This is a genomic window from Arthrobacter nitrophenolicus, assembly GCF_045833485.1.
GTDB lineage: Bacteria > Actinomycetota > Actinomycetes > Actinomycetales > Micrococcaceae > Arthrobacter > Arthrobacter nitrophenolicus.
Genome location: NZ_CP174504.1, coordinates 2,088,625 through 2,101,920 on the forward strand (window position 1 = coordinate 2,088,625; position 13,296 = coordinate 2,101,920).

Annotated in this window: 15 protein-coding genes and 1 pseudogene; 10 read left to right on the forward strand and 6 right to left on the reverse strand. The window is 67.2% G+C overall.

Annotated features, from left to right (window positions below):
* Positions 1 to 13: 13 nt before the first annotated feature.
* Both ACJJV6_RS09795 and ACJJV6_RS09800 read left to right on the forward strand, forming a co-directional pair.
* Positions 14 to 283: a hypothetical protein gene (locus tag ACJJV6_RS09795; RefSeq protein ID WP_407710439.1), complete on the forward strand. Its 270-nt coding sequence runs from the start codon at positions 14 to 16 to the stop codon at positions 281 to 283.
* Between the two features lie 52 nt (positions 284 to 335).
* A complete protein-coding gene (locus tag ACJJV6_RS09800; protein WP_133349431.1) occupies positions 336 to 776 on the forward strand; it encodes an SRPBCC family protein in 441 nt (146 codons plus the stop codon).
* Here ACJJV6_RS09800 and ACJJV6_RS09805 read toward each other — a convergent pair.
* Positions 754 to 2,307: a carboxylesterase/lipase family protein gene (locus ACJJV6_RS09805; protein WP_407710440.1), complete on the reverse strand. Its 1,554-nt coding sequence runs from the start codon at positions 2,305 to 2,307 to the stop codon at positions 754 to 756. The genes ACJJV6_RS09800 and ACJJV6_RS09805 overlap by 23 nt on opposite strands.
* Positions 2,308 to 2,410: 103 nt before the next feature.
* On the opposite strand from ACJJV6_RS09805, the gene ACJJV6_RS09810 reads away from it, so the two are divergent.
* On the forward strand, positions 2,411 to 3,151 hold the full coding sequence (locus tag ACJJV6_RS09810; protein ID WP_407710441.1) for an ANTAR domain-containing protein: 741 nt from the start codon (positions 2,411 to 2,413) through the stop codon (positions 3,149 to 3,151).
* On the opposite strand, the gene ACJJV6_RS09815 is transcribed toward ACJJV6_RS09810, so the two are convergent.
* Positions 3,136 to 3,426: a hypothetical protein gene (locus ACJJV6_RS09815; RefSeq protein WP_009357781.1), complete on the reverse strand. Its 291-nt coding sequence runs from the start codon at positions 3,424 to 3,426 to the stop codon at positions 3,136 to 3,138. The genes ACJJV6_RS09810 and ACJJV6_RS09815 overlap by 16 nt on opposite strands.
* Before the next feature lie 193 nt (positions 3,427 to 3,619).
* On the opposite strand from ACJJV6_RS09815, the gene ACJJV6_RS09820 reads away from it, so the two are divergent.
* From ACJJV6_RS09820 to ppsA, 3 genes are all read left to right on the forward strand, one after another.
* Positions 3,620 to 3,904 carry a hypothetical protein gene (locus ACJJV6_RS09820; protein ID WP_354176637.1) on the forward strand — a complete coding sequence of 95 codons (285 nt, stop codon included), beginning with the start codon at positions 3,620 to 3,622 and terminating at the stop codon, positions 3,902 to 3,904.
* Between the two features lie 161 nt (positions 3,905 to 4,065).
* The gene (locus ACJJV6_RS09825; protein WP_009357779.1) at positions 4,066 to 4,884 is read left to right on the forward strand and encodes a pyruvate, water dikinase regulatory protein; all 819 of its coding nucleotides are present in this window, start codon (positions 4,066 to 4,068) and stop codon (positions 4,882 to 4,884) included.
* A 148-nt stretch (positions 4,885 to 5,032) separates the two neighbouring features.
* Positions 5,033 to 7,432: a phosphoenolpyruvate synthase gene (gene ppsA / locus ACJJV6_RS09830; protein ID WP_407710442.1), complete on the forward strand. Its 2,400-nt coding sequence runs from the start codon at positions 5,033 to 5,035 to the stop codon at positions 7,430 to 7,432.
* A 134-nt stretch (positions 7,433 to 7,566) separates the two neighbouring features.
* Here ppsA and ACJJV6_RS09835 read toward each other — a convergent pair whose 3' ends face one another.
* Together ACJJV6_RS09835 and ACJJV6_RS09840 are read right to left on the reverse strand one after the other, a co-directional pair.
* Positions 7,567 to 7,866, reverse strand: a complete 300-nt coding sequence (locus tag ACJJV6_RS09835; RefSeq protein ID WP_009357777.1) for a DUF4193 domain-containing protein — start codon at positions 7,864 to 7,866, stop codon at positions 7,567 to 7,569.
* A 126-nt stretch (positions 7,867 to 7,992) separates the two neighbouring features.
* Positions 7,993 to 8,850, reverse strand: coding sequence for an SDR family NAD(P)-dependent oxidoreductase (locus tag ACJJV6_RS09840; RefSeq protein WP_407710488.1), 858 nt, complete (start codon positions 8,848 to 8,850; stop codon positions 7,993 to 7,995).
* A 148-nt stretch (positions 8,851 to 8,998) separates the two neighbouring features.
* On the opposite strand from ACJJV6_RS09840, the gene ACJJV6_RS09845 reads away from it, so the two are divergent.
* Positions 8,999 to 9,595, forward strand: a complete 597-nt coding sequence (locus tag ACJJV6_RS09845; protein WP_407710443.1) for a TetR/AcrR family transcriptional regulator — start codon at positions 8,999 to 9,001, stop codon at positions 9,593 to 9,595.
* Positions 9,592 to 10,707, forward strand: a complete 1,116-nt coding sequence (locus ACJJV6_RS09850) for a DMT family transporter (protein ID WP_407710444.1) — start codon at positions 9,592 to 9,594, stop codon at positions 10,705 to 10,707. The genes ACJJV6_RS09845 and ACJJV6_RS09850 overlap by 4 nt, the downstream gene beginning before the upstream one ends.
* On the opposite strand, the pseudogene ACJJV6_RS09855 reads toward ACJJV6_RS09850, so the two are convergent.
* Positions 10,663 to 10,842 (reverse strand): annotated as a pseudogene (locus tag ACJJV6_RS09855) (DUF3040 domain-containing protein); the annotation flags it as partial. The gene ACJJV6_RS09850 and the pseudogene ACJJV6_RS09855 overlap by 45 nt on opposite strands.
* A gap of 103 nt (positions 10,843 to 10,945) precedes the next feature.
* Here ACJJV6_RS09855 and ACJJV6_RS09860 point away from each other — a divergent pair.
* Entirely contained in the window at positions 10,946 to 11,245 is a 300-nt protein-coding gene (locus ACJJV6_RS09860; protein ID WP_152419555.1) for a hypothetical protein, read from the forward strand.
* A gap of 18 nt (positions 11,246 to 11,263) precedes the next feature.
* Here ACJJV6_RS09860 and ACJJV6_RS09865 read toward each other — a convergent pair whose 3' ends face one another.
* Entirely contained in the window at positions 11,264 to 12,310 is a 1,047-nt protein-coding gene (locus ACJJV6_RS09865) for an aldo/keto reductase (protein WP_009357772.1), read from the reverse strand.
* 178 nt (positions 12,311 to 12,488) lie between these two features.
* Here ACJJV6_RS09865 and ACJJV6_RS09870 point away from each other — a divergent pair, with 178 nt between their 5' ends.
* Positions 12,489 to 13,223 (forward strand): GAF and ANTAR domain-containing protein, encoded by a 735-nt coding sequence (locus tag ACJJV6_RS09870; RefSeq protein WP_009357771.1) that lies wholly within the window; start codon positions 12,489 to 12,491, stop codon positions 13,221 to 13,223.
* The last annotated feature ends 73 nt before the right edge of the window (positions 13,224 to 13,296 follow it).

Sequence of the window (13,296 nt, forward strand, 5' to 3'; positions counted from 1 at the left end):
CGGGAAGTACAGCATGAAGTGGATGCGCTGCCACGACTGGAGCCGCCTGGTGGGGATTCCCGTGGAGATCCGGAAGGACTTCACGCTGGTCCGGGCGGGGATGGTGGAGGACGTCATGCCTGATTCCTCGGCCTTATGGCTGGCCGCGGACGCCATGGCGGGGAGGGCCCTGTTTGCGGCCGCCGAGGGCTACGAGGTGTGGATCAGTCCGCGCGAACTGGGCGGGAAGCTGTGCTACAAAATGGCCGCCGTCCGCCTGCCCGTGCCCCTGCCGGGTCCGTAGCGGGCACATATTGGGGGTGTGCTTGCCGCGGGTGCCTTCCTAGACTGGGGTGATGATCACAGTCACCGGAAGCGTGGAAACCAAACTGTCCGCCGAGAAGGCCTTTGCCTTCATGAAGGAGTTCGAAAACACCAGCAAGTGGGACCCCAACACTCCGGTGATGGACAAGCTGACCCCGGGACCGGTGGCGGTGGGCCACCGCTACCATGCGGAGTCCGAGTTCCGCGGGAAGCGGCAGACCCTGGAGTACGAGGTCATCGAGTTGACGGACAACCACATCAAGCTCCGCGGCGAGAACAAGAGCGTCACGGCGTTCGACTCCGTGGACGTGAGCCCGTCCGGCTCCGGCTCGGTGGTCAAGTACACGGCCGAGTTCAGCATCAAGGGCCCGGCCAAAATCATCCAGCCGCTGCTCAAGCCCGCCTTCATGCAGCTCCGCGACCCGGCACTGAACGGGATCCGGGATACCCTCAACGCCCAGGCTGCCGGCTGACCTGGTTCGCGGCGAAGAACTCCCGGATCTCCCGGCGGGGATCCTGCTCCACCCGGGGCGCGGCGTCGAGGACCATGGTGTTGCGCTCCGGCCCGTACTCCGGCCAGTCCAGCCCAGGCAGGCCGGGTGAGCCGGTGCGGGCGAAGGCAGCCCAGGCGCCGCTCATGGCGTCGCTCAGTTCCTGGGGTGCCTGCCCCCGGGTGAGGAAGGCGGCCTCCGGCGAGTCCAGGTGCCGGAAGACGAACGGGATTTCCAGCGCGTGGCACGCCCCGAGTTTCCCGCCCATGGCAGGGCTGCGCCACGTGAAGAGGTAGGCGAAATTCCGCCCGGTCGATCCCTGCCGCGCCGAGTCCTCCCGGGCATCGAGCAGGTTGTTGCTGGGCTGGCGGTACACAGAGTCAGCCACGGCGGCTTCCAGCAGTACCTTCCCGCCGGGCTCCGCCGACAGGACCCGCGACAGGGCCTCCGCGTAACCGGCGGTCCGCCCAGGGGCGATGCCGGCTGCCGCAAGCACCGCCGCTGCCCGCTCGGGATAGCCGGGGTCAGCGGGATCGGCCGGGCGCATCTCCACGCTGAAGGACCCCTCGTTGAGGTTGGTTCCGAGCAGCAGGTCCACGTCTCCATTCAGCCCCTGCCGCACCGCCTCCAGCGGCGGCCGGGGCAATGACGGGATCCCCGCCGTCGGCTGGAACGGCAACGGAACCGCAAAGGTCTCCCGGGCCGTGCGCCGTCCCAGTTCTTCCTGTGCCTCGAGCAGCCTCGCGATCGGGAGCGTGAGGATGTCCCGGGCTGACCCGGCGTCAAGGCCGCACAGGGTGAGGAACTCCCGTGCGATGCGGGCTGAAACTTCCGGGGTTCGGAACCGTTCGGCGGTGCCGCTCTGCAGGATGGCGCGGCGGAAGAGGCCTTCCGACGCGGGCATGCCCAGCAGGGTGCCGATGGCCGCCGCCCCTGCCGACTCCCCGAAGACCGTAACGTTCCCCGGATCCCCGCCGAACCCTGCGATGTTGTCCCGCACCCACCGCAGCGCCTCCAGCTGGTCCAGAAGCGCAACGTTGGAAGAGTCCTCGTAGCCCGGCCCCAGGAGTTCTGCCAGGTTCAGGAAACCGAGGGCTCCCAGCCGGTAGTTGATGGCCACCACTACGGTGCCGGTGGCTGCTGCCAGGGCGCCGCCGTCGTACATCGCGTCACTGTTGGCACCGCTGAGGTAGGCGCCGCCGTGGATCCACACCAGCACAGGACGGCCAGGCCCTCCCGTGCCCGGAGTCCAGATGTTGAGGTTGAGGCAGCCGTCTTCGCTCCAACTGCGCGGCCGGGAGCCCGGTGGAGCCGGGGACTCGGGGTTCTGCGGTGCAGCCGGTCCCGGTCCGGTGCAGTCCAGCACTCCTGCCCACGGAGCGGCCGGAACAGGGGGCCGAAACCGCTCCGGCGCCTCCGCATAGCGAATCCCCAGGAAGCGGTGGATTGCCGCGCCATCAACGGCAAGGGTGGTGCCGGCTGCCGTGCCGCAGCGGCCGGTGGCAAGTTTCATGATTGACACGTTACGGCGTCCGCCCGGGTAGGGTGGAACGTACCGTCTGGCAGTGGGCGGCCATGATGCTGTGGCCTAACTGTGTCCGGAAGGGAGCCTTGCAATGAACAGCGACGTTTGTGACGGCACCTCCTTCGCCGATGTTGCGGTACGCCTGCAGGACCTGATGCTGGGTAACCAGCCGGTACCCCAGATGCTCGACGACCTGGCGGGATATACGGCGCAGAGGCTTGGCGGGCCGGGCCGCGAACTTGCCTGCAACATCACGCTGGCCCGCCCCAAGAAGCCGGTGGCAAGGGCAGCCAGCAGTTCCGTTGCCAGGCTGATGAACCAGCTGGAAGGCGCATACGCCGACAGCCCGGGTGCCACTGCGGCGCGGCTTTCCCAAACAGTGGTGGTTCCGGACCTGCGCCGGGAAGGCCGCTGGCCGGAGTACGTCCTCGCCGGCCGCAGGCAGGGCGTGCTCTCTGTGGTCAGCCTTCCGCTGCTTCTCGACGGCGACCAGGGACTCCTCAGCCTCTACTCCCCGCAGCCCGCGGAGCCCGGCAGCACGGCATCTGCGGAGGCCTTTGTTGCGCAGGCATCGAAGGGACTGAGGCTTGCCCTGCGGATGGCCAAGCTCCAGGACACCAAGGACGGCCTGAGCGCCGCGATGCAGACACGGACCGTCATCGACCTGGCGACCGGAGCCATCATGGCGCAGAACCGGTGCGGCCAGGCGGCCGCGTTCAAGGTACTGCGGGAGGCGTCCAACACCCGGAACATCAAGCTGCGGGAGATCGCCTCCGGAGTGATCTCCACCGTGACCGGAGGCGCAGAGACCTTCACCTACTTCGACGAATAGGGATCCTGCGGCTTGGAATCCAACTGTTCCAGTGGCGAGTCGCTGAACGGTGCCCGCACGCCAAGACCGGCGGCGGCGCAGTGTTCGTTGACAGCCTGGGACAGTGCGTCCCGTTCCTTCTCCGAGAGCCCCGCCGCGCCTGCAGTGTAGTCCCGGATCTGCTGTTCCGAGGCGTCGCCGCCCAGTGCCACGTAGTCCAGCCACAGTTCGCCCAGGTCCAGGTTGTGCCTTTTGATCACAGCGCCGGTCAGGGCCTGCTGGTCCACCTCATCCATCGTCCCTCCCGCATTCGTGATGATCTTCCTGAGAGGACTTCGTAGCGGGACGGGTGATGGATGGCCCGGGTGGAAAGAAATTTTTCTTCCGCCGGGCGGTTAGGGAAACTGCTGGGACTTTTGCCTCTAGCCGGCAGCTAACGGAGCAGCGACGCTGAGTGTCTGGAGCAACGGGATCAAGGAGGGAATGATCATGGACACCTGCGATGTCTGCGGCAACCACGAGGGCCGCATGTTCACCGTGACCATGGCCAGCCAGACCGGGACGTTCGACAGCTTCGAATGTGCCATCCATATGATGGCGCCCGCGTGTGAACACTGCGGTTGCCGGATCCTGGGGCATCCGGTTGAGAGCGAGCCCGGCATCTACTGCTGCCTGCACTGTGCAAAGGAAGCAGGGAACCCGCACCGGGCCGCGAAGCCGCAGCATTCAACTGTCGCGGTGCCGGCGCCGGGTGCCGCCGGGGGCCAGGGCTAGCACGGTAACAGCTTTACCCGGGCACGGCCTGAGATCACGGGGTGTGCGGGAGAGACGCCGGCGCCATTGTCCGGTGCTGGTGCCCGCACAGAAGCGGGGCAGAGCCGTCACGCTGAGGGCCGGAGCGCGGGGCCCGTGCCGTGGTGATGGAGAATCTGTCCATGACCAATGACGCTCCACGCCCCGTGTACTTTCTTTCGGACAGCACGGGCATCACTGCGGAAACGCTCGGAAACACCCTGCTGACGCAGTTCCCCGGCAACAACTTCGACCGCATCACCGTCCCGTTCATCACCACGGCCGAGCAGGCGAGGGCCGTGGTGACCACCATTGACGCCGTTGCCGACGCGGGCCTGCGGCCGCTCGTCTTCTCGACGGCGGTCAGCAGCGAGATCCGCTCCATCCTGGAGACGTGCAAGGCCGCCGTGGTGGACCTGATCGGCACCCACGTCCCGCAACTGGAGGCTGCCCTGGGCACCCGGGCGAGCGGGGAACCGGGGCGCGCGCACGGCCTGGGCAACGCTGCGCGCTACCAGTCCCGGATGGCCGCCGTCGAATACGCCATGGAGCACGACGACGGGCAGAGCCTGCGTGCCCTCGAAAAGGCCCAGGTGATCCTGGTTGCCCCTTCCCGCTGCGGCAAGACCCCCACCACCATGTACCTGGCGCTGCAGCACGGCATCTTCGCCGCGAACTTTCCACTGGTGGACGAGGACTTCGAGCGGGAAGGCCTGCCCAAGCCGCTGCGGCCGTTTGTGTCGAAGTGTTTCGGCCTCTCCTCCAACCCGTTGCGCCTGAGCCAGATCCGCACCGAGCGCCGCAGCGGCTCGCCCTACGCTTCCCTGCGGCAGTGCGGCTACGAACTGCGCAGCGCCGAGCAACTCTACATGGCGCACAGGATTCCGTTCCTGAATTCGGCCACCGTATCGGTGGAGGAGATGGCGGCAACCATCCTGCAGCGGATGAACCTCAAGCACTAGGGAAAGCCGAGCCGCCGGCCCTGTGGTGCAAATCATATGGAAAGAGCCACCAATACCTGTCACGGTGGACAGGATTTGCGCCCATAAGGCAGCAAAAGCCACACGGCGACGGGTACACCACTGCCATTAACTGCGAAGGAGCAGCGACATGACACAAGACATCCTCTGGTTCTCAGAGCTCGGACTGAAGGACCTCGAACGGGTGGGCGGAAAGAACGCCTCCCTCGGGGAACTGGTCCAGAACCTGAGCTCAGCCGGGGTACAGGTCCCGGACGGGTTCGCCACCACCGCGGATGCCTACCGCACCTTCCTTGCGGACCCGGGCCTGGACCAGACGATCGCCGACCGGCTGGTCGGGCTGGACACCGACGACGTCACCGCCCTGGCCGCGGCCGGCCACGACATCCGGGACCTGATCCGCCAGACCCCCTTCCTCCCAGGCTTCGAAGCGCAGGTCCGGGACTTCTACCAGCAGCTGGTGGACAAGCACGGCGGGTCCGATGACCTGTCCTGGGCCGTCCGTTCCAGCGCCACCGCAGAAGACCTTCCGGACGCGTCCTTCGCCGGGCAGCAGGAAACCTTCCTGAACGTCCGCGGTATCGAGAACATCCTGGTGGCGATCAAGGACGTGTTCGCCTCGCTCTACAACGACCGGGCCATCGCCTACCGCGTCCACCACAAGTTCGAGCACGCCGACGTGGCACTCTCCGCCGGCATCCAGCGCATGGTGCGTTCCGACGTCGGGGCCTCCGGCGTCATGTTCACCATGGACACGGAGTCCGGCTTCCGCGACGCGGTTTTCGTCACGTCCTCCTACGGCCTCGGCGAGGCTGTGGTCCAGGGCGCCGTCAACCCGGACGAGTTCTACGTCTTCAAGCCCGCGCTGGAAGCCGGCCGGCCCGCCATCCTCAAACGGGGGTTGGGCGAAAAGGCCCTCCAGATGACCTACACCTCCAGCCGCGAGGTGGGCCGCACCGTCGACTTCGTGCCCGTTGAGGCATCCCTGCGGAACAAGTTCAGCCTCAACGACGACGACGTGGAGCAGCTCGCGCGCTACGCCGTCGCCATCGAAAAGCACTACGGCCGGCCCATGGACATCGAGTGGGGCAAGGACGGCGTGGACGGCGGCCTGTACATCCTGCAGGCCCGGCCGGAGACCGTGCAGTCCCGCCGCTCCACCGGCAGCCTGAGCCGCTTCCGGCTCAACGGCACCAGCCGCGTGCTGGCCGAGGGGCGCGCCATCGGGCAGCGGATCGGTGCCGGCAACGTCCGCATCCTCACCGGCATTGAGCAGATGGCCGCCTTCAAGACCGGCGATGTGCTGGTGGCCGACATGACCGATCCCGACTGGGAACCGATCATGAAGCGGGCCGCCGCGATCGTGACCAACCGTGGCGGACGCACGTGCCACGCAGCCATCATCGCCCGTGAACTGGGCATCCCCGCCGTGGTCGGCACCGGCAACGCCACGGAAATCCTCGCCGACGTCCCCGCTGTCACTGTTTCCTGCGCCGACGGCGAAACCGGTGTGATCTACGAGGGGATCCTGGATTTCACTGCCGAGGAAACGGAGATCGCCCAGCTGCCGGACGCCCCGGTCAAGGTCATGATGAACGTGGGCACCCCGGAGCAGGCGTTCACGTTCGCGCAGCTGCCCAACCAGGGCGTGGGCCTGGCCCGGCTGGAGTTCATCATCAACCGCCAGATCGGCGTCCACCCCAAGGCGCTGCTCAACCTGGACGACCAGCCGGCGGACATCAAGGCCGAAATCAACGAGCGGATCGCCGCCTACGGCAGCCCGCGCGACTACTACATCAAGCGCCTGGCCGAGGGCGTGTCCATCATCGCCGCGGCCTTCGCCCCGGAGCCGGTCATCGTGCGGATGTCCGACTTCAAGTCCAACGAGTACGCCAACCTCATCGGCGGCCCGGCCTACGAGCCGCACGAAGAGAACCCGATGATCGGCTTCCGCGGCGCCTCACGGTACCTGGACCCGTCCTTCCGGGACTGCTTCGATCTGGAGTGCGAGGCCCTGGCCTATGTCCGCAACGAGATGGGGCTGACGAACGTCAAGCTGATGATCCCGTTTGTGCGGACCCTGGACGAGGCCCGCGGCGTCATTGAGCTGCTGGCCGAAAACGGGCTGAAGCGCGGCGAGAACGGCCTGGAAGTGATCATGATGTGCGAGCTTCCGTCCAACGCCCTGCTCGCCGACGAGTTCCTTGACTACTTCGACGGGTTCTCCATCGGATCCAACGACATGACCCAGCTGACCCTGGGCCTGGACCGTGACTCCGGGATCGTGTCCGGCGGCTTCGACGAGCGGGATCCCGCGGTCAAGAAGCTCCTCAGCATGGCCATCAGCGCCTGCAACGCCCGCGGCAAGTACGTGGGCATCTGCGGCCAGGGCCCCAGCGACCACGCCGACTTCGCCGAGTGGCTGGTCCAGGAAGGCATCAGCTCCGTCTCCCTGAACCCGGACACCGTGGTGGACACCTGGCTCCGGCTGACAGGAACGACGGCGGCCGAGCTCACCGCAGTGGGCTGACCGCTGGGGCAATAGCGTTCAAAACTTACGGGCTGGTTGGGACCTGCATTAAGGTCCCGGCCAGCCCCTTTCCTGCCGGCGGCTGCCAGGCCTTGTGGGCGTTGAAACCCAAACCTGGCCGGCCTCCGCCCCCTTTACCCCTCGCACTCCTTGCAGTACTTCTTGCCGTCCTTTTCCCGCGCCAGCTGGCTGCGGTGGTGGACCAGGAAGCAGGACATGCAGGTGAATTCGTCCTGCTGCACAGGGACCACCTGGATCAGCAGTTCCTCGTTCGACAGGTCGGCGCCGGGCAGCTCAAAGCTGTCCGCGAGGTCAGTCTCGTCAACGTCAGGGGTGGCCTCCCGACGTCCCGGCTTCTCGGTCTTCAGCTCCTCCAGGGCGACGTTCGGTTCTTCTTCCGGAGTCACCCGCGGAGCGTCGTAGTCAACTGCCATTGATGCGTTCTCCTGTACGGCTGTGGTTTGCCCAGATTGTTCTGGACAGAGCGAAAACCCAAAGCGGCCGGAAGTTATTCCCGCCAGTTCCGGAGGGCCAATATAGCTTCAACACCGGTGCTCCGGCTACTTGTGCACGCCGTCCCATCCGGCCAGCCGCGAGCACTCGGCCCAGAGCCGGTGCCGGGCCTCCACGTCCGACCCCATTCCCGGGGTGGGCAGTTCCTTCCGCTGTGCCCACAGCTTGCCGGTAACGGCGGCTGTCTCCGCGGCGGTAGCCAGCCACAGGGGCGTGTCCGCGGCCTGCTCCGCCGTCTTCCCGAACCTGTTGGTGATCCACCGGAACGGCCCGCCCACGTCCTTCAGCAGCCCGGTATTCCTGACCAGCCCGGGGTGGACCGCATTGGCCACGACGCCGGTGCCGCGCAGGCGCTCCGCGAGCTCCTGGGTGAGCAGCACGCGGGCCAGCATGGTGGGCGGCGTGGAGCGCAGGTAGCTGTATTTGCCTTTGGCGGTCTGCAGGTCGTCGAAGGCCAGGCGCGTGTTGCCGTACCTGGAGGCCACGTTCACAATTCGCGCCGATCCCGCGGACGCTGCGGCTTTCTTCAGGGCATCCAGCAGCAGGTTGCTGAACAGGAAGTAGGACATGACGTTGGTGGCGAACGTCAGCTCCAGCCCCTCCGCCGTCACATGCCGTTCCTTCCGGAAGACGCCGGCCGCGTTCACCAGCACATCGAGCTGCCCGTAGCGGGCGCGGACCTGGTCCGCAGCCGCCTGGATTGACGATTGCAGGGACACGTCACAGGCGAGGGGCTCCAGCGTGGTCGCCGGGACGCGCGCACGGATATCCTGCACCGCCTCCTGGGCGCGGGCGTAGTTCCGGCCAATGACGACGACGGCGGCGCCTTCCCTGGCGAGGCCCGCGGCAACTGCCTTGGCCAGGCCTCCCGTTGCTCCCGTGACCAGTGCAATCCGGCCATCCATAGCTGCCACGGCTACCGCCTCCTGACGCGTCCTTACGTTAATCCCAGCACGGAACTCCGGGCGTGACCATAGCGGGCAAGAGCCGCGCTCGCCGTGAATGGCAGTGGTAGGTAGACTGGTCTACCTACCACTGTTTCGAGGAGTGCCCATGCCTGCACCGGACGTTTCAGTCCCGCCCCGGCGTCCAGCGCGCCAGCTGCTGCTGGACGCAGCCGCACGCCTGTTCTATGCGAACGGGGTGGCCGGCACCGGCATCGACACCATCACTTCGGAAGCGGGAGTGGCAAAGAAAAGCCTGTACAACAACTTCGCTTCCAAGGCCGACCTGGTGGCTGCATATCTGGAAGCCCGGCACGCGGAATGGCTTGAGCTGTACCGCAGCCGTCTGGAAACCGCGGGGAACGCCGGGGGCCGGGTCCTGGCTGTCTTCGATGCCTACCTGGACCATGCCAATGCCGCCTATGAACACGGATTCCGGGGCTGCGGGCTCCTGAACGCCGCCGCCGAACTCCCGGCGGGGGACGCAGGCCGGGAAGCGGTGCGGCGGCACAAGGAACAGGTGGAGGAACTGCTGGCAGCGCATGCACTCGAGCTTCTGCCCGGCCAGAAGGCCCGCGCCGCAGAGTTGGCACGCCACCTGTCATTCCTCCTGGAGGGGGCCATGGCGCGGGCAGGGCTGGAAGGCGGGGATGCCCGGCTCAGGGATGCGAGGCTCATTGCTGCCCGGATGCTGGCGGAGCTGTGACGGCAAGAACCGCGGCGGCCGATGCACCGCTCTGGGGAGCCCTGTTCGTGGCGGCCGCGTCCGTCCTGTGGGGAACCACCGGGACGGCCGCCACCTTCGCGCCGTCCGTCAGTCCGCTCGCCATCGGTGCTGTCGCCATGGGGATCGGCGGGCTACTGCAGGCGCTGTATGCCGCCCGATCCATCACCGACCACCGGGGCGGACTGGCGGAAAGGTGGCGGCTGGTGCTCCTGGCCGCAGCAGCGGTGGCCGTCTATCCCCTTGCCTTTTACAGCTCCATGCATCTGGCAGGCGTAGCCATCGGAACCGTCGTCTCCATTGGCTCGGCCCCTGTGGCCGCAGCTCTGGTGGAGCGGTTCGCGGACCGCAAGCCGCTGACCCGGCGGTGGGTTGCCGGTGCGCTGCTGGGAGTGGGCGGTGCTGCCCTGTTGTCCTTTGCCGGGCACAGTCCTGCAGGCGCGGGGCCGGGCCTGGAAGGCGGAGATTCTGGAGCGTCCGCCGCCGGCATCCTCCTGGGCCTGGTAGCCGGTGGCACGTATGCCCTGTATTCGTGGGCCGCGCACCGGCTGATCAGTGGCGGGATCCCCTCACGGGCGGCGATGGGAGCGGTGTTCGGGCTGGGCGGGGTGCTGCTGATGCCGGTACTCGCCGTGACCGGCGCCCCGCTTCTGCAGTCGTGGACCAACTTTTCGGTGGGCGCCTACATGGCGCTGGTTCCGATGTTTGCCGGCTACGTCCTGTTCGGCTGGGGGCTTGCCCGGATCCGCGCCAGCACCGCAACCAGCATCTCCCTGCTGGAGACGGTGGTGGCCGCCGTCCTGGCCGTCCTGGTGGTGGGGGAGCGCCTTCCGGCGCTCGGCTGGCTTGGCGCCGCCGTCGTCCTGGCGAGCCTGTTCATCCTGACGCCGGGCACTCCCCGGGGATCGGGGCGCCAGCAGCATCCGGCCCTAGCCGGTGGGCTGTTCTCGCCGCCGGCTCCTGCCTGGGAAGGGCCGGTCCAGGAAGACAAAGGCCCCGGCGCCCAGCAGCAAAAGGCCGAGGACGACGGCGGCGGCCGCCTGGCTGCCGATTCCCACCAGGAGCACGACAAGTCCGGGCAGGCACGCGGCTAAGCCGGCGAAGAGCCTCGCCGGGAGGCGGCGGGCGGGATAGCCGGAGAGCAGTTCCATGGCCAGGTGGGGATCGTCGGCGATCAGCCGCAGTTCCAGCTCGTGAAGCAGCCTCCGCTCCTCTTCGGACATTGGCATGGCATGCCCCTGAATTCCATGAAAGCGGGTATCGGTACTGACCGTAGGAGCCTTGTCTCACTTAGTCAAGACCCGCCTTGCGGCATGCCGCTAGGGTAAAGGCATGACTTTGGGGGACAGCAGCAGTGGCCGGTCCGGCGGACGGATTTGGCGGGGATTCCTGGTGCCGCTGATCGCGGTGGCCAGTGCCGTCATCGGCATATTGGTGGTGCGGGTCCCGCGGCAGGACGTGGGCTGGTTTGCCTACGCGCCGCTGGCGAACGACACCTTTTCGTCGAACAGCCTGGTTTTCATGGACGGCACGGCAAGGCTCGGCTACGCGCTGATCCTCGCCGGAATGCTCCTGCTGGCATTCTGGGCAGGCTACCGGTTCGCCCTCCGCCGCACCGGGCGGCAGAGGTAGCCAGGGGCACGAGGCCGGCTACCGCCGTCGTAATTCCGCGAACTCAATGGCCGGGACAATGGCGCCCGCGTCCCGCTCCACGAAATTGGTGCCCGGCGGGACGATGTCATCGATGGCGTCCAGCACGTCCTCACCCAGCCGGATCCCGGCGGCGCGGAGGTAGGCGTACAGGTGCTCCTCGCTGCGCGGGCCAATGATCACGCTGCTGATGGCCGGATGGGCCAGGGCAAAGCCGACGGCGAGATCAACCAGCGGGAGCTCCAGCTTGTCTGCCAGCCGGGCCAGGGCGTCAGCCGCCAGCAGCTTCCGCTCACTGGAGGGGCCGGAGATGTCGTACCGCCCGGGCAGGGAATGCACCCGGGTGGCCGGCCGGCCGGACTCCAGCACGAAGCTTCCGGACAGCCAGCCGCCGGCCAGCGGTCCATAGGCAAGGACACCCAGCCCGTACTGCTGCGCGATGGGCAGCACGTCCCGCTCGTTGCCGCGGACCAGCATCGAGTACGGCACCTGGTTGCCGAGCGGCGGGATCAGATGGTTGGTGGTGGCCAGCCACTGCGCCTCCACCAGCTGCGCCGGCGTGAAGACGGACGTGCCGTAGTAGAGGATCTTGCCCTGCCGGATCAGGTCGTTGAGGGTGGTGATGGTTTCCAGGACGTCGGTGTTGTAGTCGGGCCGGTGCGCCTGGTAGAGGTCGATGCGGTCCGTCTGCAGCCGGCGGAGGCTGCCTTCCACTGCCTGGGTGATCCAGCGGCGGGAGTTGCCGCAGTGCGCGGGGTTGGCGCTCATCTGCCCATGGAACTTGGTGGCAAGGAAAACATCATCGCGGCGTCCGCGCAGTGCCCGGCCCACCACCTGCTCGGACTGGCCCTGCGAGTAGACATCGGCGGTGTCGATCGCCGTGATGCCTGCGTCCAGTGCGGCGTGGATGATCCGGATGCTTTCCTCGGCGCCGGTGGGCGCCCCGGACGGTCCGCCGGTCCCTTCGCCGAAGTTCATGGTGCCCAGCGTGAGTGCGCTGACGGGGGTTCCCGACCGCCCGAACACCCGCAGTTCGTTGAGGCTCATCCCCGGTCTCCTCCCGTTGGCTTGCTTGCCCTTGACCCGTCATGAGGCTACCCAGATCCGCCGGTTGCCTGAAGATTCCTGCCTTAGTCCTTCGCTTTTCGACGCACGAAGTAACGGAGGGGGCCCGGATGACGTTTTGTGGCGCGCGCGCAGCCCGCGATCTCGCTTATATTGAGGGATGGCCACCCCCAGTAAAGACGAGCAGTTCGTAAAGCTGCACGACCTGATTATTGGCAGCACCAATGTGAGCGATTTCCTCACGGAGCTGTCCACAGTGGCGGCCGCGACCCTGAGCGAGTCTGCCGGCACGCACATTGAATGCGGGGTGACCCTCCGGCGGCGTAAACGCAGCACCACGGTGGCGGGCAGCAGCGAGCGGGCAAGGGAACTGGACGCGCTGGAACAGGACCTGGGGCAGGGGCCGTGCCTCACTGCCCTGGAGAGCATGAGTTTCGTTGTCCTGCCCGACGTGGAGACCGATACCCGCTGGCCGGAGTACCGGAAGGTCCTGGCGGAGAACGGCTGCCGCAGCGTGCTGGGCGTCCCCCTTGCCCTGGACCAGAACCAGAGCGCCGCATTGAACTTCTTTGCCAACCAGCCCGGCGTCTTTTCCGAGGCTGTGATCAGCCGGGCCGAAGGGTTTGCCGACCTGGCCGGCCGCGCGCTGCGGCTTGCCCTGCGCATCGCGGATGCCCAGAACCTCGCCGAAGACCTCTCGGCCGCGATGCAGAACCGCACCACCATCGATCTCGCCTGCGGCGTGATCATGGCACAAAACCGGTGCTCCCAGGACGAAGCCATCGCGCTGCTGACCAAGGCCTCAAGCCACCGCAACCAGAAACTGCGGGACCTGGCGGCGGAAGTCCTTGCCCGGGTGAGCGACGGAGCGGTCAACACGCACTTCGAGCCGTGAGGCGGGCGCCCACCCATGTGACGGCAGCCGCATTTCGCCTCTGCCCCGCCCTGCAATAATCTGAACCAACGGT

Bases quoted from the DNA above. Each gene is read 5' to 3' on its own strand.
- ACJJV6_RS09820 (WP_354176637.1), top strand. From the start codon at position 3,620: ATGGACACCTGCGATGTCTGCGGCAACCACGAGGGCCGCATGTTCACC.
- ACJJV6_RS09800 (WP_133349431.1), top strand. From the start codon at position 336: ATGATCACAGTCACCGGAAGCGTGGAAACCAAACTGTCCGCCGAGAAG.
- ACJJV6_RS09825 (WP_009357779.1), top strand. From the start codon at position 4,066: ATGACCAATGACGCTCCACGCCCCGTGTACTTTCTTTCGGACAGCACG.
- ACJJV6_RS09805 (WP_407710440.1), bottom strand. From the start codon at position 2,307: ATGAAACTTGCCACCGGCCGCTGCGGCACGGCAGCCGGCACCACCCTT.
- ACJJV6_RS09845 (WP_407710443.1), top strand. From the start codon at position 8,999: ATGCCTGCACCGGACGTTTCAGTCCCGCCCCGGCGTCCAGCGCGCCAG.
- ACJJV6_RS09860 (WP_152419555.1), top strand. From the start codon at position 10,946: ATGACTTTGGGGGACAGCAGCAGTGGCCGGTCCGGCGGACGGATTTGG.
- ACJJV6_RS09795 (WP_407710439.1), top strand. From the start codon at position 14: ATGAAGTGGATGCGCTGCCACGACTGGAGCCGCCTGGTGGGGATTCCC.
- ppsA (WP_407710442.1), top strand. From the start codon at position 5,033: ATGACACAAGACATCCTCTGGTTCTCAGAGCTCGGACTGAAGGACCTC.
- ACJJV6_RS09840 (WP_407710488.1), bottom strand. From the start codon at position 8,850: ATGGATGGCCGGATTGCACTGGTCACGGGAGCAACGGGAGGCCTGGCC.
- ACJJV6_RS09815 (WP_009357781.1), bottom strand. From the start codon at position 3,426: ATGGATGAGGTGGACCAGCAGGCCCTGACCGGCGCTGTGATCAAAAGG.
- ACJJV6_RS09865 (WP_009357772.1), bottom strand. From the start codon at position 12,310: ATGAGCCTCAACGAACTGCGGGTGTTCGGGCGGTCGGGAACCCCCGTC.
- ACJJV6_RS09835 (WP_009357777.1), bottom strand. From the start codon at position 7,866: ATGGCAGTTGACTACGACGCTCCGCGGGTGACTCCGGAAGAAGAACCG.
- ACJJV6_RS09870 (WP_009357771.1), top strand. From the start codon at position 12,489: ATGGCCACCCCCAGTAAAGACGAGCAGTTCGTAAAGCTGCACGACCTG.
- ACJJV6_RS09810 (WP_407710441.1), top strand. From the start codon at position 2,411: ATGAACAGCGACGTTTGTGACGGCACCTCCTTCGCCGATGTTGCGGTA.